This window comes from Vibrio sp. R15-SG3-ISO1B (assembly GCF_059833835.1).
On the sequence record NZ_JCBDGG010000031.1, the window covers coordinates 20292 to 45036 of the forward strand.

Genomic DNA, 24745 nt, shown 5'->3' on the forward strand with positions numbered 1-24745 from the left:
GCCACAGACAAGAGGAAAGAGCGAGTGCAAAGCCGCTTTCTTCAGCAGAATGTAAAAAATCGGTATATGATTGTATTTACGGACATTGTTTAGGGCATACACATGGATAGTAGCAGGCTCAGGCTAGGTGGGATGGTCGTCTTACTGTGGATTGCAGTAACAGCAATTTTAGTGAGCAACTATCGAGTCCTGGGCGAATCTCATCAGCGGATCACCGAATTGCGTAACGCGGTTGAAGAGCTGCGTAGCACCTTTCACCTCTCCTCCGCGTATCGGCCAGAAGCGACGGATCAGCAAGAGCTGAATCTGCAACTGATTTATGCGCTGCAATTGCAGATTGAAGCCAATTATGAGCAAAGTTGGTACTCCCCTGATGTTAGCCAACTGCTTTTTTCACTGGATAAATACATTGCACAAGCGAAAGCCTACCTCGACAACGACCTCCTTATTCAAGAGCTGATTGAAACCATCAAGCAAGCGAGGGGCAAACAGGCCGATTCGCCACTGTTGACGCAAACCTACTACCGGTTGAGTGCGTTGGTGCTTGAAGAAGTGTTTGGTACGCATGACGATAGCCCACGTCTATCGCGTGAAATGGACAGTATTTATGTTTGGTCAACGGAACTAGAGGGCACACAGCAACAAGAATTGCAGCGTGTACTCGCGTTGGTGGCTCAGGTGTTGGGGACGTACGCGAAAGGTCTGCACTTGGTTGAAGGGCTGGTCGGGCATGATGTCAATATTCAAATTGCTTCCTTGGGCGAGGCGTACCACCAAAGCTTGGAGCGTCATGTGCAGCTTGGATTAGTCAGTTCAGCTCTCGCCATCACGGCGCTGGTTTTACTAGTGATGAGCGCACGAACGGCGGCGCGTTCACGTTTAGCGTCAAATGAGCCGATGGTTGATCATCACAACAGGGTTGAGGTTGACAAAAAAGACAATGAACTCGAGGAAGTAGAGAGTCCTATGGAACCAGAGCCGATTATCGATACACAAGCTATGTTGAGCTCGCTCAATGGTGATACAGAGTCAGTATGCATGCTGCTGGAAGTATTTGTGGAAGATCATCAAGATGACGTCAGTACCATTGAACGGTTGATTGTTGAATCCCCCGAGACTGCACTGCGCAAAGCGCACAGTTTAAAAGGTGTGGGGGGAAACTTAGGTGCGCCGCTACTCAAACAAGCCGCTGCTCACGTTGAAAAAGCGATCAAAGAGACGCAAACCGACCTGTCTGATGAGCTCAACGAGCTACAGCATGTCCTTGGCCAGGCGATTGACGAGGCGAAACAGTTCTTAAAAGCGAATCAGCTTTAATTGAGAGCGATGAGTCAACAAAAATGGCCATTCCAAGTGGTGGCCTTAGCGATGGAAAAGATCATACGTCAATCAGAAGCCCCGTGTTAAGTTTGGTTCTGACTTGTCGACTACTTCCCCCGTAGATGCTTTGTTTTCTTTCTGTTCGGTTTGAACGATCAGTAGTGTCGTCGTTGAGAAAAAGTGAGAAAACAGTCAGCTAACGCGATTCTAGCGCTTAGCGAGACAAAACTTACAAAAATATGGCATTTTTTGCTTGAGATTTTGAGCTGAACATTGAAAGATGAGTGATTCCTTTTTTAGATTACATGGAGAGTTGAGAATGAGAGTAGGTTTAGTCGGTTGGCGTGGCATGGTAGGTTCTGTCCTCATGCAGCGCATGGTGGAAGAGAAAGATTTTGATCTCATTGAACCGGTTTTTTACAGCACTTCTCAAGTCGGTATCCCAGCTCCAAACTTTGGTAAAGACGCGGGTTTGCTGCAAGATGCGTTCGATCTAGAGAGCCTAAAACAGCTTGATGCCGTCATTACTTGTCAAGGTGGCAGCTACACGGAAGAAGTGTATCCGAAACTGCGCCAAGCAGGTTGGAAAGGCTACTGGATTGATGCAGCCTCAACACTGCGTATGGCTCAAGATTCAATCATCACGTTGGATCCGGTCAACTTGGCGCAAATCCAACAAGGTATCCACGCGGGCACCAACACGTTTGTTGGTGGTAACTGCACGGTAAGCTTGATGTTGATGGGCCTAGGTGGCTTGTTCGAAAAAGGGCTGGTGGAGTGGACCAGCGCGATGACGTATCAAGCGGCGTCTGGTGCGGGTGCGCAAAACATGCGTGAGCTTATCTCGCAAATGGGCGTGATCAACGACTCAGTGAGCTCAGAGCTGGCCAACCCTGCAAGCTCCATTCTGGATATCGACCAAAAAGTGGCGGATACCATGCGCAGCGATTCGTTCCCAACGGATAAGTTTGGCGTGCCGCTTGCGGGCTCATTGATACCTTGGATCGATGTGAAACGCGACAATGGTCAGAGCAAAGAAGAGTGGAAAGCGGGTGTCGAAGCGAACAAGATCCTAGGTTTCCAAGCGTCACCTGTTCCTATTGATGGCACATGTGTTCGTATCGGTGCGATGCGTTGTCACTCACAAGCGTTGACCATCAAGCTCAAACAAAACGTGCCGATGGATGAGATTGAAGAGATCATCGCCACGCACAATGACTGGGTGAAAGTGATCCCGAATGACCGTGATATCACGGCAAAAGAGCTGACTCCAGCGAAAGTGACGGGTACCTTATCGATTCCTGTCGGCCGTCTACGTAAGATGGCAATGGGTGATGACTTCCTCAACGCATTCACCGTCGGTGACCAGCTGCTATGGGGCGCGGCAGAGCCGTTGCGTCGTACGTTGCGTATCATTCTAGCGGAGAAATAAACCCTCAAACCCGAGTGTTGGTTCCCTATCCTAAAGCGCCTCTTTGCAGGCGCTTTTTTTATTGGTGATTGTTTTATCGGTGATTCACAAAGTGCTTAGACTTTTTCTTGAACTGGGGCGGTTACGCGCTTATCGGGATCGGCGAGTTCACTGCCACAATGCTTGCAATAGAGCGCGTCAGACTCATGCCCCGATTTTGAGCAGTTTGGGCATTTGACCAAGGTCTTGTGTGATTTCATCTCTTGGTTGATTTCAGCGGTGATGATGCCAGTGGGCACCGCAATGATCGAGTAACCCAGCAGCATGGTAATGGCCGCGATGGTTTTACCTAGACCGGTTTGCGGCACTAAGTCGCCATAACCTACGGTGGTGATGGTCACGATGGCCCAATAGATGCTCATGGGAATGCTGGTGAAGCCGTTATCTGGTCCTTCAATGACGTAGATGAGGGCGCCAAAGATGGTGACCAAGATGGCGACATTGGAGAAAAAGATAAAGATTTTGCGCCGAGAAGTGAGCAGAGAACGCAGCAAGATGTTGGAGTCTTGCAGATAGCGAACCAACTTAAGAATGCGGAAAATACGCATCACTCTGAGCAGTCGGATCACGCCCATAAAGGTCGCCGAAGGAAAGAAAAACGCCACGTAAGTGGGCAAGATAGCCAATAAATCAATCACCCCATAAAAACTTTTCGCATAGGCGAGGGGCTTTGGCGAGCAGTAGAGCCGCACAAGGTATTCGAGCGTAAACAGCGCAGTAAACGAGTATTCCAGCACTCTTAATGTACTTTTCCATTCCTGCGGCACGCTAGGCAGTGATTCAAGCAATAGAACGATCAGCGAGGCAAAAATCGCTACGATAAGCGCCAAATCGAAGCGTCGACCCGCCTTGGTATGCGTGCCAAAGATGATGACATAGAGATGGTGTTTTAAGGGATCGGATTTCATGACCTAGCCTAGTGACAAACGACAAGGTCAGAGTATGAGCAAAGCTGAAAGGCGTCAACCTTGCTCAATGTATGTTTGATCAACGCCTTAGTGGGATTCTAAGGGATTAGGCGAGGCCAGGAAATAGATTGCGTAACCCGTTGGCAATGAACTCGATGCCCAGAGCACCAAGAATCAAGCCCATGATACGCGTAATCACGTTGATGCCGGTTTGGCCAAGGAATTTCACGATCAAAGGCGCAGAACGAAACAGCAGCCAAGAGCACAAGCAAAACACCGCGATGGTAATGATGATACCTGTGGTATCCATCATGCCCGGGTAGCGTGAACCATAAACGATGGTTGAACTGATCGCACCAGGACCGGCCATTAGCGGCATCGCTAATGGCACAACACCGATTTGTTCGCGGCTGACGTACTCCGATTTTTCCTGCTTGTTCTGCTTATCTTCACCGAGCTTACCGCTCATCATCGAAAAGGCGATGCTCAGCAGCAGTAAACCGCCTGCCACACGAAACGAATCTAGAGAAATGCTGAACATATCGAGCAACATCTGCCCGCCGAGTAGAGAGACGATCAGAATAACCGCGACCGCCGCGTTGGCTGTGGTTGCGGTTTTGTGTTTCTCTTCGAGGGTCATATGACCGGTTAACGAGACAAACACCGGCATGATCCCCACCGGGTTAACGGCGGCGACTAAACCGAGAAAAAACTGTAAAAAAATCGCTAATTCAAAGGTTTGCATCTAAGCATGTCCACATTAGGCAAAGGGGTAAAAAAGTCACGCGGAATATAGTCTAAATTCACGCAGATAACGAATGAAAAAAGCTAATCTGTCGCCTATACCATGACTGAGAATTTCTAATTATTCCTGACAAAGGGATCGTGCCTGACATGTTTTGTTAACCAAAAGAGGCGTAAGATGAGCTACAGTTTTACGATGTTGTTAAGTTTGCCACAAAATCATGTCTTCAAGACGCCATTTCATCTAAAAATGACGTAACTTGTAGTGTGAGTAGCACGAATTTTGTGAATTACATGTAAGTTTGTGGTCAAAAAATGAAACTTTTTTACAATCTATGCTTGTTCAACGAGTTCGATTGATTGATTGCTGTTATTTTATTCAGTTCGAATTTGTGATTTAAGTCTTTATAAATTAGTGGTTTATGGTGATTTGTGCGATTCGCGTACCACTAACTAGGTAAATAGTTTTTCAGAACTGATCTGGGTCAATTTTTTTCACAACCTGAAATAATATACTCAGCCCTGAAAGCAATTTACTAAGAAAGCTGTGATTGACTGCCCAAGATAAGCATGCAGTTGGCTTAATAAAAAGTTTTTAATATTTGTTAATTTTAGGAGATTTCCCTATGCCTGTTACTAATATAGCCGAGCTAGATGCAATGATTGCACGCGTTAAGAAAGCGCAAGAAGAGTTCGCAACTTACTCTCAAGAGCAAGTTGACCAAATCTTCCGTGCTGCTTCTCTTGCTGCGAACCAAGCTCGTATCCCGCTAGCACAACAAGCGGTCGAAGAATCTGGTATGGGTATTGTTGAAGATAAAGTAATCAAGAACCACTTCGCTTCTGAGTTTATCTACAATAAATACAAAGACGAAAAGACCTGTGGCATCCTAGAAGAGGATGACAACCTAGGTACTATGACTATCGCTGAGCCTGTGGGCATCATCTGTGGTATCGTACCTACCACAAACCCAACTTCTACAGCGATCTTCAAATCTCTTATCTCTCTGAAGACTCGTAACGGCATCATCTTCTCACCACACCCACGTGCGAAAAACTCAACCAACGATGCAGCGAAACTGGTTCTAGAAGCAGCAGTAGCAGCGGGCGCGCCAAAAGACATCATCGGTTGGATTGACCAACCATCTGTTGAGCTATCAAACGCGCTAATGAAGCACGATGACATCGCACTTATCCTTGCTACTGGTGGTCCAGGCATGGTTAAAGCCGCTTACTCTTCTGGTAAGCCAGCAATCGGTGTTGGTGCAGGTAACGTTCCTGTCGTTATCGATGAAACGGCTGACGTTAAACGTGCAGTGGCTTCTATCCTAATGTCTAAAACATTCGATAACGGCGTAGTGTGTGCTTCTGAGCAGGCAGCAATCGTTGTTGACGAAGTTTACGACGAAGTGAAAGAGCGTTTCGCAACGCACAAAGCGGTTGTACTGAGCAAAGCTGACGCGGATAAAGTACGTAAAGTTCTACTTATCGACGGCGCATTGAACGCGAAGATCGTTGGTCAGCCAGCAGCAGCAATCGCTGAGATGGCGGGCGTGAAAGTTCCTGCTGACACGAAAGTGCTTGTTGGTGAAGGTCTTGGTAAAGTGTCTTACGAGGACGCATTTGCTCACGAGAAACTCTCTCCAACGCTTGGCTTGTTCCGTGCAGACAACTTCGAAGATGCGGTTGCTCAAGCAGTGACTATGGTTGAAATCGGCGGTATCGGTCACACCTCTGGTCTATACACTAACCAAGACACAAACGCAGACCGTATCCGTTACTTTGGCGACAAGCTAAAAACAGCTCGTATCCTAATCAACATCCCGACGACTCACGGTGGTATCGGTGACCTGTACAACTTCAACGTTGCACCTTCTCTAACTCTAGGTTGTGGTTCATGGGGTGGTAACTCTATCTCTGAGAACGTAGGTCCTAAGCACCTAATCAACAAGAAAACTGTAGCGAAGCGAGCTGAAAACATGTTGTGGCACAAACTACCTAAGTCTATCTACTTCCGTCGTGGTAGCCTTCCGATCGCGCTTAGCGACCTAGAAGGTAAGAAACGCGCATTCCTTGTTACTGACCGTTTCCTATTCAACAACGGTTACGCAGATGACGTAGTACAACTACTGAAAGCACAAGGTATGGAAGTACAAACGTTCTTCGACGTTGAAGCTGACCCAACGCTATCAGTGGTTAAGAAAGGTGCTGAAGCGATGCAAAGCTTCCAGCCTGACGTTATCCTAGCACTTGGTGGTGGTTCACCAATGGATGCGGCGAAGATCATGTGGGTAATGTACGAGCACCCAGAAACGCACTTTGAAGAGCTTGCAATGCGCTTTATGGACATCCGTAAACGTATCTACAAGTTCCCTAAAATGGGTAAAAAAGCTGAGCTTGTTTGTATCACCACAACTTCAGGTACAGGTTCAGAAGTGACACCATTCGCGGTAGTAACTGATGACGAAACTGGTGCTAAGTACCCACTTGCTGACTACGAGCTAACACCTCAGATGGCGATCGTTGATGCTAACCTAGTCATGAACATGCCTAAGTCTCTAACCGCATTCGGTGGTTACGATGCTGTGACTCACGCTCTAGAAGCTTACGTATCAGTTCTTGCGAACGAGTACTCTGATGGTCAAGCTCTACAAGCACTTAAGATGCTTAAAGAGTACCTACCTTCAAGCTACGCGAACGGTGCAAACGACCCAATCGCTCGTGAGAAAGTACACAACGCGGCAACTATCGCTGGTGTAGCATTTGCGAACGCATTCCTAGGTGTATGTCACTCTATGGCGCACAAGATTGGTGCTGAGTTCCACCTACCACACGGTCTGGCGAACGCACTACTGATCTCTAACGTGGTACGTTACAACGCGAACGACAACCCAACTAAGCAGACTGCATTCTCTCAATACGACCGTCCACAAGCACGTCGTCGTTACGCTGAGGTTGCTGACCACCTAGGCCTAAGCCAAGAAGGTGACCGTACTGCTCAGAAGATTGAACGTCTACTAGCGTGGATGGATGAGTTGAAACAAGACCTAGACATTCCAGCGTCAATCCAAGCGGCGGGTGTTGCTGAAGCTGACTTCCTAGCGAAGCTAGATGAGCTAGCGGTTGAAGCGTTCGATGACCAATGTACTGGTGCGAACCCACGCTACCCTCTAATCTCTGAGCTGAAAGAAGTTCTAAAAGCTTCTTACTACGGTAAAGCATTCGTTGAAGGTGAAACTTTCGAAGGTACAACTGTTATCAAGAAGAAAGCGGATCAAGAAGCAGCGAAAGCAGCACCAAAAGCGAAGAAAGAAAAAGCGGACGCATAAGTAAGCCGTCACGTTGAGATAGGTTTTCGCTAGCACGAAACCTACGCTTTGAAATCGAGCCCTAGCCCTGTGCTGGGGCTTTTGTTTGTCTGCTCATATTTTGTGCTATCCATGTTGGTGCTATTCATATTGGTGGCGTAAAAAAGCCGATGCAATTGCATCGGCTCATTACTCATCTCCAATAGCCTACCCAATCAGGCTATTTCTCTTCGTCTGGCAGTTTGACGTTGAGCTCGAGAACGGAGATGTCGTCATCTTTGTGCTCAAACGACAGGTCGACCATCGATGGGTCAATGTCGACATACTTCGCAATGACCTTCAGAATATCTTCTTTAAGCTGAGGCAGATAAGACGGCGCAGGGTCGTTTTGACTGCGACGCTCGGCCACAATGATTTGCAGTCTCTCTTTGGCTAAATTCGCAGAGCTCTTTTTCTGCGGGCGGAAAAACTCAAGTAATGACATGCCTAATTAGCCTCCAAATAGTCGTTTAAAAATGCCTTTCTTCTGCTCTGTGAGGAAGCGGAAATCCACTTGCTCACCGAGAAGACGCTCAACCGTATCATTATAGGCCATACCGGCGTCGGACTCGTCGTCGAAGATGACCGGCACCCCTTTGTTAGAGGCATTCAAAACCGCTTGGCTCTCCGGGATCACGCCGAGCAGGGAAATGTGCAAGATCTCTTCGACATCTTCCACGCTGAGCATTTCACCTTGATTTACGCGCGCAGGGTTGTAGCGCGTGAGTAGCAGGTGCTGTTTCACCGGCTCTAAGCCTTCTTCTGCGCGACGGGATTTAGAATCGAGAATACCCAGGATACGGTCGGAGTCACGTACAGAAGAGACTTCTGGGTTGGTGGTGACAATTGCTTCATCAGCAAAGTACAACGCCATCAAAGCGCCTTGCTCGATGCCTGCTGGTGAGTCACAGATAATGAATTCAAAACCCATCTTATCCATGTCATCGAGCACTCGGCGTACGCCTTCTATGGTGAGGGCGTCTTTGTCACGAGTTTGAGAGGCGGGCAAGATGAACAAGTTGTCGGTACGTTTGTCTTTGATCAGCGCTTGATTGAGCGTTGCTTCGCCATTGATGACGTTAACAAAGTCGTACACGACGCGACGTTCGCAACCCATAATCAAGTCAAGGTTACGCAGACCAATATCAAAATCGATCACAGCGGTTTTTTTGCCTTTCATCGCAAGGCCTGAAGCGATAGCAGCGCTAGAGGTGGTTTTCCCTACGCCGCCTTTTCCTGATGTGACAACAATAATGCGTGCCATTCGTTGGTTCCTTTAAACTATTAAATTGTTAACAGCTCGAATTTAAGTGAATCGTCGCTCAAGCTGAACATCACTTTCTGTTGCCAATATTCCTCGGCAAACTGTTCCGTAAGCCAGTAGTGCCCAGCAATAGACATCAATTCTGCATTGAGTTTGTTACAGATGATGACGGCGCCCGTGTTGCCACTGGCCCCTGCAATAGCGCGACCACGCAACGTGCCATGGATGTGAATCGAGCCATCGGCAATCACCTCGGCACCTTCACTGACATGATTGAGTACCACTAAATCCGCGTCTTTGGCGTAAATCTGTTGCCCAGAGCGCACCGGGGTGCGAACAATTTTGGTGGGCGCTAAGGTCGCGGGCGCTTTTGTGGGGGACTTGCTTGCCGTCATCACGGCGAACTTAGCGTCAGACGCTAAGTTTTGTGTACGTTTGTCTGGGCATCCCGTCACCCCAACAGGTATCATGCCCGCTTGGGCGATGCCTTGCTTTAGCTTTACAAAGTCCAATTCGCCCGCCACCTTTGAAATATTGATCACCACAGGTGCGTGAGCAAAAAACGCAGGTGCCGTTTGCACTTTCTGTTGTAAAAAGTCGATGCATTTGTCGACATCGTTATCGCTAAGGTGCAAAACGGACAAGGTGAAACTACTGCCTTTCAAGTCAGGCGAAGCGGCGCTGGATGATTGGGACGGTTTGGATGGAGCGGTGACGCTCTCTGACCCAATGGTCTGTGGCCTGCTTGTATTGGGCTCGGTCATATTCGACATATAGGTAAGTGGCAACCTCTTAAGGGCGTTGCTTGGGACTAGGGGACTCATGTTATATTCCCTCCCTAAGCTCAGCAAGTTATCTTGCGCTCAATTGGGTGTTTTGCTCTCAAAAATAGCGAAACATTGACGTTTAATGACAATGAGATAAAAACATAGACATGCTTTGTGCAATTTATAAGAGTTCAAAAAAAGAGGGCGCGTACCTCTACTTACCGAAAAAGGACGATTTTTCGCAAGTTCCTGACACACTGATGCAGATGTTCGGTAAACCTACAATGGTGATGATGGTGAAGCTTGACGGGCGCAAGTTAGCACAAGTCGACATCGAAAAAGTGAAGCAATCCATGCAAGATGAGGGCTTCTTTTTGCAACTGCCACCCCCACCGAAAAACCTGCTTGATGAATACAAAGAGCAGAAAAAAGCTCGCCAGCAGTCGAATAATTCATAGTTCTAAAGACTCGCTAAAATTGCTCAAGGAGGGCAATGTGAAAACAATACTGTCAGCTGTTCTAGGATTGACACTTTCAGGCACTGTGTTGGCAACGTCAGTGTCTGCGAGTGAGGTGTCATTTGATGATTACATCCAAACACTCAGAGATGAAGCCAAAGCGATGGGGATTGCTCAGCCCGTCATCGATGAGGCATTTGCCAATGTGACTCATAAACCACGCGCCGTGACGGCCGATAAGAATCAGCCAGAGAGAAAACTGACCTTAGATGAGTACATTCCACGTGCCGTACCAAAATGGAAAATCGATCAAGCCAAAGCTCTTTACCAAAAGCACCACACTGAGTTGACTCGCATTGGCGAGCAATATGGTGTGCAGCCGCGCTTTATTGTTGCGCTGTGGGGCGTTGAGAGTAACTTCGGAAAATTTACCGGCAATTACCCCGTCATTGATGCACTCGCGACCTTGGCGTACGACGGCCGCCGTGAGGCCTTCTTTCGCAGTGAAACCATGGCCGCGTTACAGATCTTAGAGCAGGGCCATATTGCTTTTGATGACTTTAAAGGCTCATGGGCAGGGGCGATGGGCCAGTGCCAGTTTATGCCGAGCTCGTTTTTAGCCTTTGCTGCGGATGGTAACGGTGATGGTAAAAAAGACATCTGGACGACAGAAGCGGATGTGTTTGCTTCGGCGGCCAATTATTTAAGTCAATCCGGTTGGGACGATACCTACACCTGGGGACGTCAAGTGACGCTTCCCGCTGGGTTTGATACGTCAATTCAAGGGCGAGCGCCGGACAAAGCCAAATATTTGCAACAGTGGGCGTCAATGGGGATTAACCGTTTTGATGGCCGACCGCTACCTAAGCTCGACCAAGATATCCAAGCCTGGTTGATCGCACCCGATGATGGGAATGGGCGTGTTTATTTGGTCTACAATAACTATAACGTACTAATGAAATGGAACCGGTCTTACTACTTTGCGCTGGCTGTTTCACACCTTGCGGATGCAATTGTGATGTGATGCGGTAAACAAAAACGACGAATCCTCCTACATTCAGTTGCGCTTAGCTTGACGGTGTCTATATTTGATTGACAATAAATAATGTAGCATTATCTAAATAAGTGATTGGTTTTGTAGCAATGACTGGAGCGCGATGAACGTACACCACTTTGTAGCGGATAAATTATCCGAAGTCGTCTTAATGAAACAGCAGCGCCAGATGATGATGATTCGGGTGCTCGCTGTCTTAGGTGTCTCCTTCCTTGCGGCCTTCTCTGTCTATAGTTTTTATCGCGGCGATATTGAGCTGGGCACAACGCTGGCCTTTTACTCCTTGGTTGGCATCGTCACCATCAAAATGATTAACCTGCAACATCGCTTTGGTCTTGCTGGGCTATCTTTTATGATCTACTCCTTGAGTTTGTATCTTATTTTTACTGGAGGGTATGAAGGTACTGGCATTATGTGGGTCTACCCACTGTCTGCCATCGGCATATTCATCAATAGTTTTCGTGTTGGAGTGGGGCTCTCGGTACTGAATATTGTCCTTACTTCCTTGATCTTCGCCTTTGGCTTGACGCAGTTTCCGTACCCATACCATGTAGGGTTTCGCTTGGTATTAACCTTGGTCGCGATGTCAGGTATGTGTCACATCGTGATCTATTTTCAAAGTCAAATGGACGACTATATTTTGAAAATGGATCAAGAGGGCATTCAAGAACTGGCTTACATTGACTCGCTCACCCAACTGGCGAATCGAGCAAGCTTTATGTCGGTGTTGTCTCACGCGACACGCCTTGATGAAAACAAACACACCGCGATCATTTACCTCGACTTAGATAACTTTAAAGCGGTCAATGACCGTTATGGTCACGATGTCGGTGACAACGTACTGTACGATTTTGCCAAGCAAACCAAAGCCATCGCGCAGCAAGCGTTGGGCGAGCGACTGCAAAAATACGACATTGCCCGCTTGGGCGGTGACGAGTTTGCCATTTTTGTGCGCGATTATGAGTCGGAGCAAGAGGTGGTTGATTTGGCAGAGCAAGTGGTCGCGCTCTTTTATGGTCACCATTTGCAATCACTGAACAATATTCACGTCGAGATTGGCGCCAGTGCGGGTATCTCATTTAACAATGAGACGATGACTTTAAGTCAGTGTTTGAAAGTGGCGGACAGAGCGATGTATCTCGCCAAAGAAGCCGGGTCGGGTAATGTTAATGTGGCTAAAACAGCCTCAGAGCGGCGAGAAGAAGCGCTGCTCTGAGGAAGGATAGAGCGCTAGTTATTTGGTATGAAATTGCTCACACGCTAGCATTGTATTCTCAATCAAGCTCGCCACCGTCATTGGCCCAACACCACCCGGGACTGGCGTAATAAAGCTGGCGCGCTCTTTGGCTTTATCGTATTCCACATCGCCGACCAACTTGCCTGACTCCAAGCGGTTGATACCGACATCGACCACGACCGCACCCTCTTTGATCCAGTGACCTGGAATAAAGTTAGGTTTACCTACCGCAACCACCACCAGATCCGCTTGACGCACATGACCTTCTAGATCTTGAGTAAAACGGTGACAAGTCGTGGTGGTACAGCCCGCAAGCAGAAGCTCCAATGTCATTGGTCGACCGACAATGTTGGACGCGCCTACTACCACTGCGTGTTTGCCACGAAGATCGATGTTGTAGCGATCAAGCAGGGTGATGATGCCTTTCGGCGTACAAGAGCGCAGTTTTGGAATGCGCTGCGCTAGGCGGCCCACGTTGTAAGGGTGGAAGCCATCGACATCTTTCTCCGGATGAATGTGTTCGAGCACGGCGGTAGAGTCGATTCCCGCTGGTAGCGGAAGTTGAACCAAGATGCCGTCAATCTCATCGTCTGCGTTCAGTGTGTCAATCAGTGCAAGCAGCTCAGTTTGACTTGCGGTGGCAGGGAGGTCGAATGATTTAGACACAAAGCCCACCTCTTCACACGCGCGGCGTTTGCTGCCGACATACACTTGAGACGCCGGATCTTCACCAACGAGAACCACAGCCAAGCCAGGGGCACGTAACCCTGCGTCTAGGCGCGCTTTCACACGAGCCGCCACTTCGGAACGGACGGTTTGAGAAATCAGTGTTCCATCGATATTTTGAGCAGTCATGACTTTCCTTTAATCACAATGGCGAATAATTTGTGGCGCATTGTCGCAAATAATTGAATGAACATCCATAAGCAAACGTTTGCTTCGGGTTGTTTTTAAACACCTCAATCGCCAATGCCCCTTTTTTAGTCACTTAGATCATAATGATACGAAAAGGTCTTGTGTTAAGACCTCGAACTCGTATAATCCTGTCCCTGTAGCGCGCCCTTAGCTCAGCTGGATAGAGCACGTCCCTTCTAAGGATGTGGTCGTAGGTTCGAATCCTACAGGGCGTGCCATTTCTTTAGAAAGCCCCGATAACTCAATGAGTTGTCGGGGCTTTTGCGTTTCTATTGTGCCAAATCTCATTGCACGCTAATCAGTATCTGAGCGTCTACAGCTGACGGGGCGGAGCCAGTGATCAACAAGTGATCTACTTCTGCATTGGTGGGCTATGGTTATTACTCCACATAAGAGGAGAGTGATCATGACATACGTTGATGGATTTGTAGCGGCTGTACCGACAGCGAACAAAGAAAAATACATGGCACACATAGAAATCGCCGCCGAAATGTTCAAAGATTTCGGTGCCTTAAGGGTGGTGGAAACGTGGGGGAATGAAGTGCCGGATGGAGAGGTGACGTCGTTTCCTATGGCTGTGAAAGCTCAAGACAACGAAACCGTGGTGTTCTCATGGGTTGTGTGGCCATCAAAAGAAGTTCGAGATCTGGCATGGCAACAGATCTCGGATGATCCGCGAATGAGCCCAGAGCAAAATCCTATGCCGTTCGATGGTAAACGAATTATTTATGGTGGTTTTGAGGTCATTTTGGACCACTAATCATCGACTGTGTAGGCCATATCTAAGGCGCAGTTACCAGCCATGTGTTGCCACTCGATTGTACTAAGCGATAAGACTCGAATTGATCGAGCTTTATTCATTAATTCGAGTTATTTTAGCTTGTTCAACGCTGAATGCGTTCTTGGTGTGAATTGGCCTTCGAGTGGGTGAGGTAAACATGGATTATCTTCTTTTAGTTTTGGGTTTGATGTTGTTGATTGCCGGAGCTGACGGGTTGGTAAAAGGGGCAGCGAGACTCGCCGCCAAAGTGGGTATTCCAAGTCTGGTTATTGGTCTAACGGTTGTCGCTTTTGGCACCAGTGCGCCCGAGTTGGCTGTGAGTATCAATTCTGCCGTTTCCAATAAGACCGAATTGGCAATAGCCAACGTTGTCGGCAGTAACATTTTTAACGTTCTGTTTATCCTAGGTTTAGCGGCCGTCATTACGCCACTCACCATCTCAAAGCAGTTGATTCGCCAAGATGTTCCCATCATGGTTGGTTTAAGTGCGTTGGTCTTCTATATGGCGACAGATGGGCGGTTAAGCCTACTGGATTGTGGGATTTTAGTCGCGTTATTGGTTGTTTACACCGCATTTCTTTTTGTCCAGGGGAAGCGCAGTGAGACCGAAGCGGCAGAGGCGAGTGACGATGAAGTCGCTTCATTGACACAAGGGCACCAACCAGTATGGCAGAGTGCGTTATGGCTCGTCGTTGGTTTAATCCTACTGATTGCGGGCGCGAATCTGTTGGTGAGTAGCGCTGTGAACATTGCGCGAGCCTTTGGGGTTAGCGAAGCGATGATTGGTTTGACGATTCTAGCCATCGGCACCTCTCTTCCTGAGGTCGTGACGTCGATAGTAGCAAGCTTCAAAGGGCAAAGAGACATCGCTGTCGGGAACGTCGTTGGCAGTAATACGTTCAATTTGTTGGCGGTTTTGGGTATATCCGGTCTATTTAGTGGTGAAGGACTTGTTGGCAACGAGCAGCTCGTCTCACAGGACTTTCCGATCATGCTTGGTGTCGCTTTGTTGTGCTTACCTCTGATGTTGACAGGTGCGATAGTCAGTCGACTTGAAGGAGGGCTCTTTTTTGGCTTGTACTTCCTGTATAGCGCCTTCCTGATTGGTGACGTGAGTGATGCAGGTTGGCTGCCCACTTTGTCAATGGTCACTTGGAATGTGGTTTTCCCCATTGGGCTTTCCATTATTGTGATTTCTTTACTCAAAGACTGGTGGAGGCAAAAGCAGAAAAGGAGCTAATATCCTCATTGCCAACTTGTTATCACTGATTGGCGGATTAAATGCCTATTTGGTATCTAATTGCTGGCTAAATATTCCAAATGTGATCAATGTCACAATCATAAATGTGACAGAATGATTACGCTCACCTTCCGCCTTCTACTTGATTTTGATCATCTATCTAGCACGTTGCTTGGGAGTACATTCGCCGCGCTTTTCCCCAACCAATAGATAGGTATCTTGATGACGACTCCGGTTCAATCTGAACGCAAGGTAACGATCGGCTGCTACATTGCGCTGGCGTTTGCGGTTGTGTTTTTTTCTGGTCTGATGCAATCCAATGAATGGTATGGCGTGTTGGACTTTACAACGCTCAATGGCTCTTTCGGTAAAGTTGCGCACGGCGTGACAGAAACCGCGGATGGCGTTCAAGCCGCGACCACTTCTTTCCGTGGTGTCGGTGGTAGTGGTGCGCGTGATGGCTTCATTTTCGCTTTAACTCTTATTCCTACTGTGATGTTCGCGCTTGGCATGATCAATGTGCTTGAGCACTACGGTGCACTGGAAGCGGCGCGTAAGCTGCTGACGCCACTGCTTCGTCCAATCATGGGCATTCCGGGTAACACGGGCTTGGCGTTGATCGCCTCTTTGCAAAGTACGGATGCCGGCGCGGCGATGACACGTCAGCTGAAAGACGAAGGCCAACTGACCAAACGTGAAACCGATGTGTTCACTATGTTCCAGTTCACCGCAGGCGCGACCATTGTCAACTTCTTCTCATCTGGTGCGGTTCTATTTACGTTAACGCTCGCGGACGGCTCTCTCGCGGTGACTTCGTCTATCGGCCTTGCGGTATTAGTCATGTTCGCATTCAAGATCATTGGCGCGAACCTATTCCGCATTTACGTCAATCTGACGGAAGGCAAAGAAGAGAAATCTTACGACAAGCAAAACAAAGAAACCCTGACCGAGGAGACCGCATAATGGGTGACGTAAAAGCGAAAAAGCCAATGGTGACGGACATCTTCGTCGAAGGCGCGAAAAAAGGCTGGGTGATTGCAACCACATCGACGGTGCCAAACGTATTGATGGCGTTTGTGATCATTGCGGCGTTGCAAATCACAGGTGCTTTGGATCTGATGGGTACTGTGTTTGCGCCTGTGATGGCGGTATTTGGTCTGCCTGGTGAAGCGGCAGCGGTACTGATTGGTGCATGGATGTCGATGGGCGGCGCGGTTGGTGTCGTGATCACCCTATTTGACCAAGGCATTCTCAATGGCGCGCACATTGCGATTCTTGCGCCTGCTATCTACTTGATGGGTTCACAGATCCAATACATGGGTCGTATCCTTGGCCCAATTGGCACTGAAGGACGTTACATCCCAGTGATGATTGCCATTTCAGTACTCAACGCATTTGGCGCCATGCTTGTCATGAACCTATTTGTGTAAGGGGGAGGCGATGTCATTTTCTCTCCAAACGTATTTAGATGAGCTACGCCCGCTAGTCAATGTCGATTGCGGCACGTACACGACTGAGGGCATTGAGGTCATCGCTCAGCAGTTTGAGCAGAAGTTCCTCGAGATGGGTGGCTGGAACGTCAAACGCATTGACTGCACCAAAGCGGGTGTCGGGCTTGAAATTCGCAACAAACCTGACGATGAGCAGATCGATGTGATGCTGATTGGTCATATGGATACCGTCTTTCCTGTCGGCACCGCTGCGCAGCGTCCGATGACGGTTGATGCAGAGAAAGCTTACGGCCCAGGTGTGTCTGACATGAAATCAGGCTTGCTCAATGTGGTGTATGCGATGCGTGACCTTGAGGCAAGCGTATTGGATTCGCTGTCGATCTGTATCTGCATGAACCCAGATGAAGAGACCGGTTCACTTTACTCGCAAGATTGGTTGCAATCGGTCGCGAAAAACGCCAAACACGTTCTTGTGGCGGAAGCGGCGCGCGCCGGCGGCAGCTTGGTCAAAGCTCGTAAAGGTATGGCGCGTTACAAGATTGATTTTCATGGTATCGCGGCACACGCGGGCAATGAGCCAGAGAAAGGCCGTAGCGCCGTGACGGAAATGGCAAACTGGATTCTCGCCATGAACGAGATGACCAATTTTGAGTCAGGCACCACTTTGAACGCCGGTGTGGTTTCCGGTGGCGCAGGCGCAAACATTGTTCCAGATTTTGCGCAAGTTATCGTGGATGTACGCTTTTGGAGCAACGAAGAGTATGACGATGTCGATACACGCCTGAATGGCTTAACCGTGACGCCATTTGTTGACGGTGTGCGTGTTGCCTTTGAGCGTGAAGTTTACAAGCCATCCATGGTACCGAGTGACAAAACCGAGAGTTTGATGGCGTTGGTAGAGGAAGCGGCCGATGAGTTGTCAATCCAAATGGGTTGGCAAGCGGTAGGTGGCGGCTCAGATGCCAACTGCACAGCCATCCTAGGTGTACCTACACTTGATGGATTAGGTCCGATTGGTGCGGGATTCCACAGCGATCAAGAGTACTTACTGCTTGAGTCTATCGAGCCACGTATCCAGCTGTTACAGCGCGTACTGAGTAAGCTCGCCAAATAGCGAAGTAATTGTTGTGCGTGATCGGGATTCGCACAACGGTTGACGAGCTTAAGCCTCACACTCTTGGGTGTGGGGCTTTTTTTAGATTGGCATTATTTTTGCGTGCTTGTGCCGCTTCGCATCTGTACATGGCGAAGGGTTTTCGGTAGCATAGCGGTCCTTTTCGTGTTTCAAACGACCACTTTCTCCGCGAGTTTCAGTTAGCTTCCAGTCATAATGCGCAGTATTCATTCCAAAATTAAACCCGAGTTTGAACCTCTCCTGTCTGAATTGGCGCTGCATGCATTGTTGCATCTACGCACCAACCACAACGGACAAGTACTGGCTCGAAAATCGCGCAATGACATCAACGACATTCTTTCTGCATGGCTGAATAAAGCCGCCAACAGTAAGAAATACAAGCCGTTCAAGAAGAAAGTGCGCTCTATGGTGACCCATGCGCGCTCGCAGCGCCTCGATATGGAAGCCATGCTCGATAACTTATTGAGCCCGATGAGTGGCGACGAGTTACCTCATCTTGATAGCTTCTTGCTGCTGATTAATCAGTTAGAAAAAGAGCTTAATACCACCGTTCTCGTCTCAAGCCCTGAAGCGGTAGACTTAGCGTATAACCCGACAGGGTGTCTGCTGTGTGTGTTGTCTGCCGATCTCAATGGTCACTTTGACCGCCGAAATCGCTTGGTACAAAGCGTCTCTATGCTAATGCGCGGTGCGCACGGTGAAAAGCACGCGTTTTTGCGCACTATCTACACGTCTTCGATTTTTGATCACCAAATGGATTACGAAGACGAAGACTTCGTGCGAATCACGCTTTCTTTGCGCTAAGCGCCTGATTTTCTTTCAGCGCGCTTTTTCTCCTACAATCTGTTTTTAACGCCTTGTTTTTCTTCGTGATAATGAAGAGGGTTTCGCGATCTTGTCACAAAAAATTCACACAGATTGGGCTTGAGATAAAACGAAGATTTCATCATATTGTAATTAAGTTGTCATAAAGAGAAGAAATAACGAGGAGAATCTATGCAACATCATGAAATGATCGAACCCACTAACTTTGGTGTGATTAGCCGTACTTGCCTGTTCTCATTGGTCGGTATTCTCGGTGTTTTCGCACTGATCTAGTCGATTATCGGGCTGTATTTCGTTACGCGATCGATATCGTACTTCCGATACAGTATAGAGGCGATGCCTTAGTCTTCGATTAAGGCAGCCTTTCTCTCTATCACCCATGCTATCGGCCATCTCAGGCTTTCTTATCTCGAGCGCTCTTTTTCAATCCCGCTCACACTTTCTCTTGCTACTCTCTGCAACATTTTGCTAACGTCGGCGACAACACTCATTACATTGGGCCGTCTATGTCCTCGTTGTCATCTTTAGCGCTTACTCACCGTTTTTATCAACTGCCTAAGGTGTTTTACACGCCTGTTGAAGCAACGCCACTTAACAACACGCGTTGGGTAAGTTGGAACGCATCACTCGCCGCACAGTTTTCACTGGATGAGTCCCTGCCATCGGGCGATCTAAAAGCGTTTTTGGCGGGCGAGCAACGCGTTGAAAATTGGCCATCATTAGCCATGAAGTACGCGGGGCATCAGTTTGGGGTCTACAATCCTGATTTAGGTGACGGTCGTGGACTGTTGCTCGGAGAGCTAAAGGACGCCAAAGGTGAAGTCTACGATTTACACCTTAAGGGGGCGGGATTGACGCCGTATTCACGGATGGGCGATGGACGAGCGGTCCTACGCTCAACCATTCGTGAGTATTTGGGCAGCGAAGCGATGGCGGGTTTGGGCATTCCAACCACTCGCGCTTTAGGTATGCTCGCCAGCGATACCCCCGTCTATCGAGAGAAACAGGAGCGCGGTGCATTGCTGCTGCGTGTGGCGCGCAGCCACCTACGTTTTGGTCACTTTGAGCACTTCTTTTACACCAATCAGTTGAGTGAACTGCGTCTGTTGGCAGACAAAGCGATTGAGTGGTATTGGCCAGAGTGTCGAACCACCACTAAGCCTTATTTGGCGATGTTTGAACAGATCGTCGAACGCACCGCCCACATGATCGCTATGTGGCAAGCGGTGGGCTTTGCGCATGGCGTCATGAACACGGACAATATGTCGATCCTTGGTGAGACGTTTGATTACGGGCCATTTTGTTTTCTGGATGATTATGATCCGCAACTTATCTGCAACCACTCTGACTACCAAGGGCGTTATGCGTTTGATCAGCAGCCGCGCATCGCATTGTGGAATTTGTCCGCGCTTGCCCATGCGTTGTCACCGCTGGTCGATAAAGCCGATCTGGAGCAGGGGCTCGGTCAATTTGAGTCAGTGCTAAACAGGGAATTTAGCGCCATCATGCGCAAAAAATTAGGCCTCAAGACCAAATTAGAGCAAGACCCCCAGCTCTTTAGCGCCATGTTTGAGTTATTGGCTCAGCAGAGCGTCGACTATTGCCGCTTTATGCGCGCATTGTCGATGCTCGATAGTGAACCAGAGCAGAACGTCATCGATTTATTTGTTGATAGAGCGGCTGCGAGTGAATGGTTGTCGCTCTATTTAGCGCGTTGTGAATGTGAAGTGGATGAGAGCGGAGCACCTGTTAGCGCGCGTGATCGCTGCGCTGCGATGCGTCAGGTCAATCCCAAATACATTCTGCGAAATTACTTGGCGCAGATGGCAATCGACAACGCCGAACAGGGGGATTATCAACTGGTCAACGAGCTCGCGCTGGTGCTTCAATCTCCGTACGACGAGCACCCGAATTTTGAACATTTTGCGGCGTTGCCACCGGATTGGGGCAAACGGCTTGAAATCAGTTGTTCTTCTTAATTGACCATCTACTGATAGATGACTCGCTTAATGTTAAAAAATTGTGAGCTCCATTTGTTTTCTGTTCAAAAAATAAGGATTTATCGGTCACACCGCGGGTGAGAACTGTCTAGACTGTGAGCTAACACCATAGGCAGTGATTGGCGAAATGAACAGTAAAATACTTGTTGTGGATGATGATCAAGAGATCCGAGAGCTTTTGGATGAGTATTTGTCTAAATCGGGCTTCCAAGTGGAAGCTGTGGCAGAAGGACAAGCACTTAAGCAGCATCTCGATGCAAAAGGTTACCCTGATCTGATTTTGTTGGATGTGATGTTGCCCGGCGAAGATGGCTTTGCATTGTGCCAGGCGATTCGTCGTGAATCCAATGTGCCCATCATTATGCTAACGGCGGTGTCGGATGATATGGATCAGGTGGTGGGTCTTGAGCTTGGTGCCGACGATTACATCGCTAAGCCGTTCAATCCACGTCAGTTGATGGCGAGAATCAAAGCGGTACTGCGCCGCGCCCAAGTGGTCGAAGAGAAAGGCTCGGAGCCGACCAGCCTACCCAAAACCATCGTATTTGGCGATTGGCAGCTCGATACCTTGGCACACAAAATTACCCATACCACGACAGGGGAACAACACGATTTATCTGGGAGTGATTTTGCCCTGCTGATGCTGTTTCTTACTCGCCCCAATGAAGTGCTAGATAGAGACACCATCTCCTTTGCGACCCGCGGCAGAGAAGCGCTGCCTTTTGAGCGTGGTATCGATGTGCAGCTCAGCCGGTTGCGCCATCGGTTGGGTGACTCGGCCAAATACCCTCAGTACATCAAAACCATGCGTGGCAACGGCTATATTCTTGCTGTCCCCGTTAGCGTTGAACATTAATACTTCTTTGAGTCAGACAACGTGATGAAGTGGTTATTACGCTTACTGAAACCCAATTCGTTGGTGACCCGGACACTCGGCCTTACCGTGTTGGCGGTGGTGATCGCGCAGGGTATTGCCACCTCCATTTGGTATACCGAGTCCAAGCACAAAGAGCTTGCAGGGATCCGAGACGCCTCGCAAAGCATGGCCAACATGTTTGCCTCTACGGTGACCTTTTTTCAGTCTCTGCCTACTGGCTATCGCCATATCGTGCTTGATCAAATTCGCAATATGGGCGGCACGCGCTTTTTTGTCTCGTTCAACAAAGAGCGATTGATTGTCGACCCGATTGACGATACACGCCTAAAACGCGCCTCACTCAATGCCGTGACAACGGTGCTCAAACAGAAGCTGCCTCGCGCTCGCTCGATAGACGTCAACTTCTCCCAGCCAGAAAACCTGCGCTTGCTAAAAAACGACATTTATTTGCACGATTTACCCAAATCGTGGGCGCATCACACGCTCACATTGTCACCGATTGATCCTCCGGTATTGGTGGTACAAATCGAACTGAATGAGCACGAGTGGCTGTACATCGCCGCCTTGTTGCCTGCGCCATACGTGACGTTGGATGACACCTTGATTGGCCGAGAGCAGATTTTATTCCTCTTCTTTTCCACCACCTTGCTGCTTGCCTTGACCTATTTACTGATGCGCCGTCAAGTGAAACCCTTGAAGCGTTTGGCCAAAGCCGCCAATGACATGAGTATGGATGTCGATCAGCCGCCTTTGGCCGAAGATGGCGCTCGTGAGCTGGTGGTGGCGACGCGTGCGTTCAATCGTATGCAGCAGCGTATTCGGCGCTACACTGCCGACCGTGAGCATCTGTTCTCTGCCATTTCACATGACTTAAAAACACCCATTACGCGTCTAAGGCTGCGAGCCGAGCTACTGGAAAGTGACGTGAAACGCAGAAAATTCAATAAAGACCTCGACGAGTTGGAAATGATGGTTAAAGGCGCGCTTCAATGTGTGCGCGATACCGACTTGCACGAGAATAATGCCTACATTGACCTCAATGAGATGATCCTCTCTGTCATTGAGCCCATGAACCACAAGCAACATTGCGTCGACTTTACTCCTATGACTATGGAGCCGATCGTCGCGAAACCATTGGCGATTAAGCGAGTGCTTACTAACTTGCTCGATAACGCAGTGAAATATGGTAAGCGTGCGTCTGTCACGATAGAAGTTCAGCGCGAGTGGATCACGGTGACGATTGATGACTGCGGCCCGGGTATTCCAGAAGATAAGTTGGAAGCGGTGTTTGAACCTTACTTTCGTTTGGCAGAAGATGATCAAGGTCACGGCCTTGGGCTTGGCATCTGCCGCAACATTTTGCACGGACACGGCGGAGATCTCATTATTAGTAATCTCCCGCAGCGTGGTTTACGCGCGCAACTCTTTATTCCACCTGGCCTTGAAGTGTAATGTAACTGAATTGTTACATTGGCTTTACGATTTGTTTCAATCTTCTTTTTCTAGTCGGATAGACTCAATAACGTTCAAGCACGAAGTGAACGGGTCAGTTTGACGTCGACCCAGATGTCTAATCCAAAAACATGGAAGATAACAATGAAAATGAAGAAAACCCTACTTACCTTATCCCTCCTTGCTGCCTCTGCTTTCTCCCAAGCGGGCGAAGTCGAAGTACTCCACTGGTGGACTGCCGGCGGTGAAGCAAAATCTGCAGCGGTATTGAAACAGATGCTCGAAGAGCAAGGCCACAGCTGGAAAGACTTTGCGGTTGCTGGTGGTGGCGGTGAGTCCGCGATGACCGTGTTGAAAACCCGCGCAGTATCGGGCAACCCACCGTCAGCGGCACAAATCAAAGGTCACGACATTCAAGAATGGGGCGGCCTAGGCTTTTTGACCTCACTCGATGACACGGCCAATCAAGAGAAGTGGGACAGCATCTTGCCTTCGGTGGTCACTAAAGTGATGAAGTTTGATGGCGAATACGTCGCCGTGCCAGTGAACGTTCACCGTGTTAACTGGGTATGGGCAAACCCAGAAGTATTGAAAAAATCCGGCGTAGAACTGCCAAAGACATTGGATGAGTTCTTCGTTGCAGCCGACAAGATCAAAGCGGCAGGTTACATTCCATTGGCGCACGGCGGCCAACCATGGCAAGACGCGACAGTCTTTGAAGCGGTGGCGCTCGATGTGCTCGGCAGTGAAGATTACAACAAAGCGTTTGTCGACTTAGATATGGATGTGCTCGCTGGCGACAAAATGGTCGAGGTGTTCACCAAGTTTAAGAAAATGCGCGATTACATCGACGCCAACTCACCAGGTCGTGACTGGAACGTTGCCACCTCTATGGTGATCAACGGTGAAGCCGCCATGCAAATCATGGGTGACTGGGCGAAAGGTGAGTTCTCTGCTGCAGGTAAAGTACCGGGTAAGGATTACATCTGTGCTCCAGCGCCAGGTACTGACGGTCAGTTCACCTTCAACATCGATAGCTTTGCGTTCTTTGAGCTCAGCAATGCTGATAACCAAAAAGCGCAGCAAGATTTGGCGAAAACCATCTTGACCAAAGAGTTCCAAGAAGTCTTCAACCTCAACAAAGGTTCGATTCCAGTGCGTCTGGATATGGACATGAGCGCGTTTGACCAGTGTGCATTGGATTCGATGGCAACGTTTAAAGCCAGTGCAGAGTCGGGTGACCTAGTGCCAAGTATGGCGCACGGCCTAGCGACGACCAGCTACGCGCAAGGTGCTATCTATGACGTCGTGACCAACTTCTTCAACGACGCGAATGCGGATCCAAAAGAAGCGGCACAGAAACTGTCAAAAGCGGTAAAAGCGGCGATTTTCTAACCTTCGCTTAGCATTACTTCACACCCCAAAGGGCGCTTCGGCTTGTGGGGAGCCAAGCGCCCTTTCCTTAACCATCTGACGGTGATGGTGTCAGATGAGAAGAC

The 24745-nt window shown here is 48.8% G+C and carries 22 protein-coding genes and 1 tRNA gene; 17 read left to right on the forward strand and 6 right to left on the reverse strand.

Annotated elements, in window-relative coordinates; all coding sequences use genetic code 11:
* Positions 1-102 precede the first annotated feature (102 nt).
* Positions 103-1317, forward strand: a complete 1215-nt coding sequence (locus tag AC6R0S_RS09055) for an Hpt domain-containing protein (protein WP_500632236.1) — start codon at positions 103-105, stop codon at positions 1315-1317.
* 322 nt (positions 1318-1639) lie between these two features.
* Complete coding sequence (gene asd / locus AC6R0S_RS09060) at positions 1640-2752, forward strand: aspartate-semialdehyde dehydrogenase (protein WP_334552638.1); 1113 nt, start codon at positions 1640-1642, stop codon at positions 2750-2752.
* 95 nt (positions 2753-2847) lie between these two features.
* Here the strand turns inward: asd and AC6R0S_RS09065 are convergent, their stop codons facing one another.
* Together AC6R0S_RS09065 and AC6R0S_RS09070 are read right to left on the reverse strand one after the other, a co-directional pair.
* The gene (locus AC6R0S_RS09065) at positions 2848-3699 is read right to left on the reverse strand and encodes an ion transporter (protein ID WP_500637761.1); all 852 of its coding nucleotides are present in this window, start codon (positions 3697-3699) and stop codon (positions 2848-2850) included.
* A gap of 106 nt (positions 3700-3805) precedes the next feature.
* Complete coding sequence (locus tag AC6R0S_RS09070; RefSeq protein WP_500629045.1) at positions 3806-4444, reverse strand: YchE family NAAT transporter; 639 nt, start codon at positions 4442-4444, stop codon at positions 3806-3808.
* 625 nt (positions 4445-5069) lie between these two features.
* On the opposite strand from AC6R0S_RS09070, the gene adhE reads away from it, so the two are divergent.
* Complete coding sequence (gene adhE / locus AC6R0S_RS09075) at positions 5070-7772, forward strand: bifunctional acetaldehyde-CoA/alcohol dehydrogenase (protein ID WP_500626054.1); 2703 nt, start codon at positions 5070-5072, stop codon at positions 7770-7772.
* A gap of 199 nt (positions 7773-7971) precedes the next feature.
* Here adhE and minE read toward each other — a convergent pair whose 3' ends face one another.
* From minE to minC, 3 genes are read right to left on the reverse strand one after another with little or no spacing between them, the layout of a single operon-like run.
* Positions 7972-8235 carry a cell division topological specificity factor MinE gene (gene minE / locus AC6R0S_RS09080; protein WP_334552630.1) on the reverse strand — a complete coding sequence of 88 codons (264 nt, stop codon included), beginning with the start codon at positions 8233-8235 and terminating at the stop codon, positions 7972-7974.
* Positions 8236-8241: 6 nt separating this feature from the next.
* Entirely contained in the window at positions 8242-9054 is an 813-nt protein-coding gene (minD, locus tag AC6R0S_RS09085; protein WP_500632234.1) for a septum site-determining protein MinD, read from the reverse strand.
* A 20-nt stretch (positions 9055-9074) separates the two neighbouring features.
* Positions 9075-9878 (reverse strand): septum site-determining protein MinC, encoded by an 804-nt coding sequence (gene minC / locus AC6R0S_RS09090; protein WP_500632233.1) that lies wholly within the window; start codon positions 9876-9878, stop codon positions 9075-9077.
* A 110-nt stretch (positions 9879-9988) separates the two neighbouring features.
* On the opposite strand from minC, the gene AC6R0S_RS09095 reads away from it, so the two are divergent.
* From AC6R0S_RS09095 to AC6R0S_RS09105, 3 genes are all read left to right on the forward strand, one after another.
* The gene (locus AC6R0S_RS09095) at positions 9989-10279 is read left to right on the forward strand and encodes a YcgL domain-containing protein (protein ID WP_487901077.1); all 291 of its coding nucleotides are present in this window, start codon (positions 9989-9991) and stop codon (positions 10277-10279) included.
* A 37-nt stretch (positions 10280-10316) separates the two neighbouring features.
* On the forward strand, positions 10317-11303 hold the full coding sequence (locus AC6R0S_RS09100; RefSeq protein ID WP_500632232.1) for a lytic murein transglycosylase: 987 nt from the start codon (positions 10317-10319) through the stop codon (positions 11301-11303).
* Between the two features lie 133 nt (positions 11304-11436).
* Positions 11437-12549, forward strand: coding sequence for a GGDEF domain-containing protein (locus tag AC6R0S_RS09105; RefSeq protein ID WP_500632231.1), 1113 nt, complete (start codon positions 11437-11439; stop codon positions 12547-12549).
* An 18-nt stretch (positions 12550-12567) separates the two neighbouring features.
* Here AC6R0S_RS09105 and folD read toward each other — a convergent pair whose 3' ends face one another.
* Positions 12568-13425 carry a bifunctional methylenetetrahydrofolate dehydrogenase/methenyltetrahydrofolate cyclohydrolase FolD gene (folD, locus tag AC6R0S_RS09110; protein ID WP_487901080.1) on the reverse strand — a complete coding sequence of 286 codons (858 nt, stop codon included), beginning with the start codon at positions 13423-13425 and terminating at the stop codon, positions 12568-12570.
* A 201-nt stretch (positions 13426-13626) separates the two neighbouring features.
* Here folD and AC6R0S_RS09115 point away from each other — a divergent pair.
* From AC6R0S_RS09115 to AC6R0S_RS09165, 11 genes are all read left to right on the forward strand, one after another.
* Positions 13627-13703 (forward strand) — tRNA-Arg (locus tag AC6R0S_RS09115).
* A 188-nt stretch (positions 13704-13891) separates the two neighbouring features.
* The gene (locus AC6R0S_RS09120; RefSeq protein WP_500637762.1) at positions 13892-14245 is read left to right on the forward strand and encodes a DUF1428 domain-containing protein; all 354 of its coding nucleotides are present in this window, start codon (positions 13892-13894) and stop codon (positions 14243-14245) included.
* 178 nt (positions 14246-14423) lie between these two features.
* Complete coding sequence (locus tag AC6R0S_RS09125) at positions 14424-15506, forward strand: calcium/sodium antiporter (protein WP_500637763.1); 1083 nt, start codon at positions 14424-14426, stop codon at positions 15504-15506.
* A gap of 222 nt (positions 15507-15728) precedes the next feature.
* Entirely contained in the window at positions 15729-16469 is a 741-nt protein-coding gene (locus tag AC6R0S_RS09130) for a nucleoside recognition domain-containing protein (protein ID WP_500637764.1), read from the forward strand.
* Entirely contained in the window at positions 16469-16936 is a 468-nt protein-coding gene (locus tag AC6R0S_RS09135; RefSeq protein WP_334552601.1) for a YjiG family protein, read from the forward strand. Before AC6R0S_RS09130 ends, AC6R0S_RS09135 begins: the two co-directional genes overlap by 1 nt.
* Before the next feature lie 10 nt (positions 16937-16946).
* Positions 16947-18071 (forward strand): M20 family metallopeptidase, encoded by a 1125-nt coding sequence (locus AC6R0S_RS09140; RefSeq protein ID WP_500637765.1) that lies wholly within the window; start codon positions 16947-16949, stop codon positions 18069-18071.
* 216 nt (positions 18072-18287) lie between these two features.
* Entirely contained in the window at positions 18288-18896 is a 609-nt protein-coding gene (locus AC6R0S_RS09145) for a DUF2913 family protein (RefSeq protein WP_334552598.1), read from the forward strand.
* Between the two features lie 527 nt (positions 18897-19423).
* Positions 19424-20896: a protein adenylyltransferase SelO gene (locus AC6R0S_RS09150; protein ID WP_500637766.1), complete on the forward strand. Its 1473-nt coding sequence runs from the start codon at positions 19424-19426 to the stop codon at positions 20894-20896.
* Between the two features lie 148 nt (positions 20897-21044).
* Positions 21045-21773, forward strand: a complete 729-nt coding sequence (locus AC6R0S_RS09155; protein ID WP_500626076.1) for a response regulator — start codon at positions 21045-21047, stop codon at positions 21771-21773.
* A 24-nt stretch (positions 21774-21797) separates the two neighbouring features.
* On the forward strand, positions 21798-23246 hold the full coding sequence (locus tag AC6R0S_RS09160) for an ATP-binding protein (RefSeq protein WP_500637767.1): 1449 nt from the start codon (positions 21798-21800) through the stop codon (positions 23244-23246).
* 144 nt (positions 23247-23390) lie between these two features.
* On the forward strand, positions 23391-24641 hold the full coding sequence (locus AC6R0S_RS09165) for an ABC transporter substrate-binding protein (RefSeq protein ID WP_334552591.1): 1251 nt from the start codon (positions 23391-23393) through the stop codon (positions 24639-24641).
* Positions 24642-24745 lie beyond the last annotated feature (104 nt).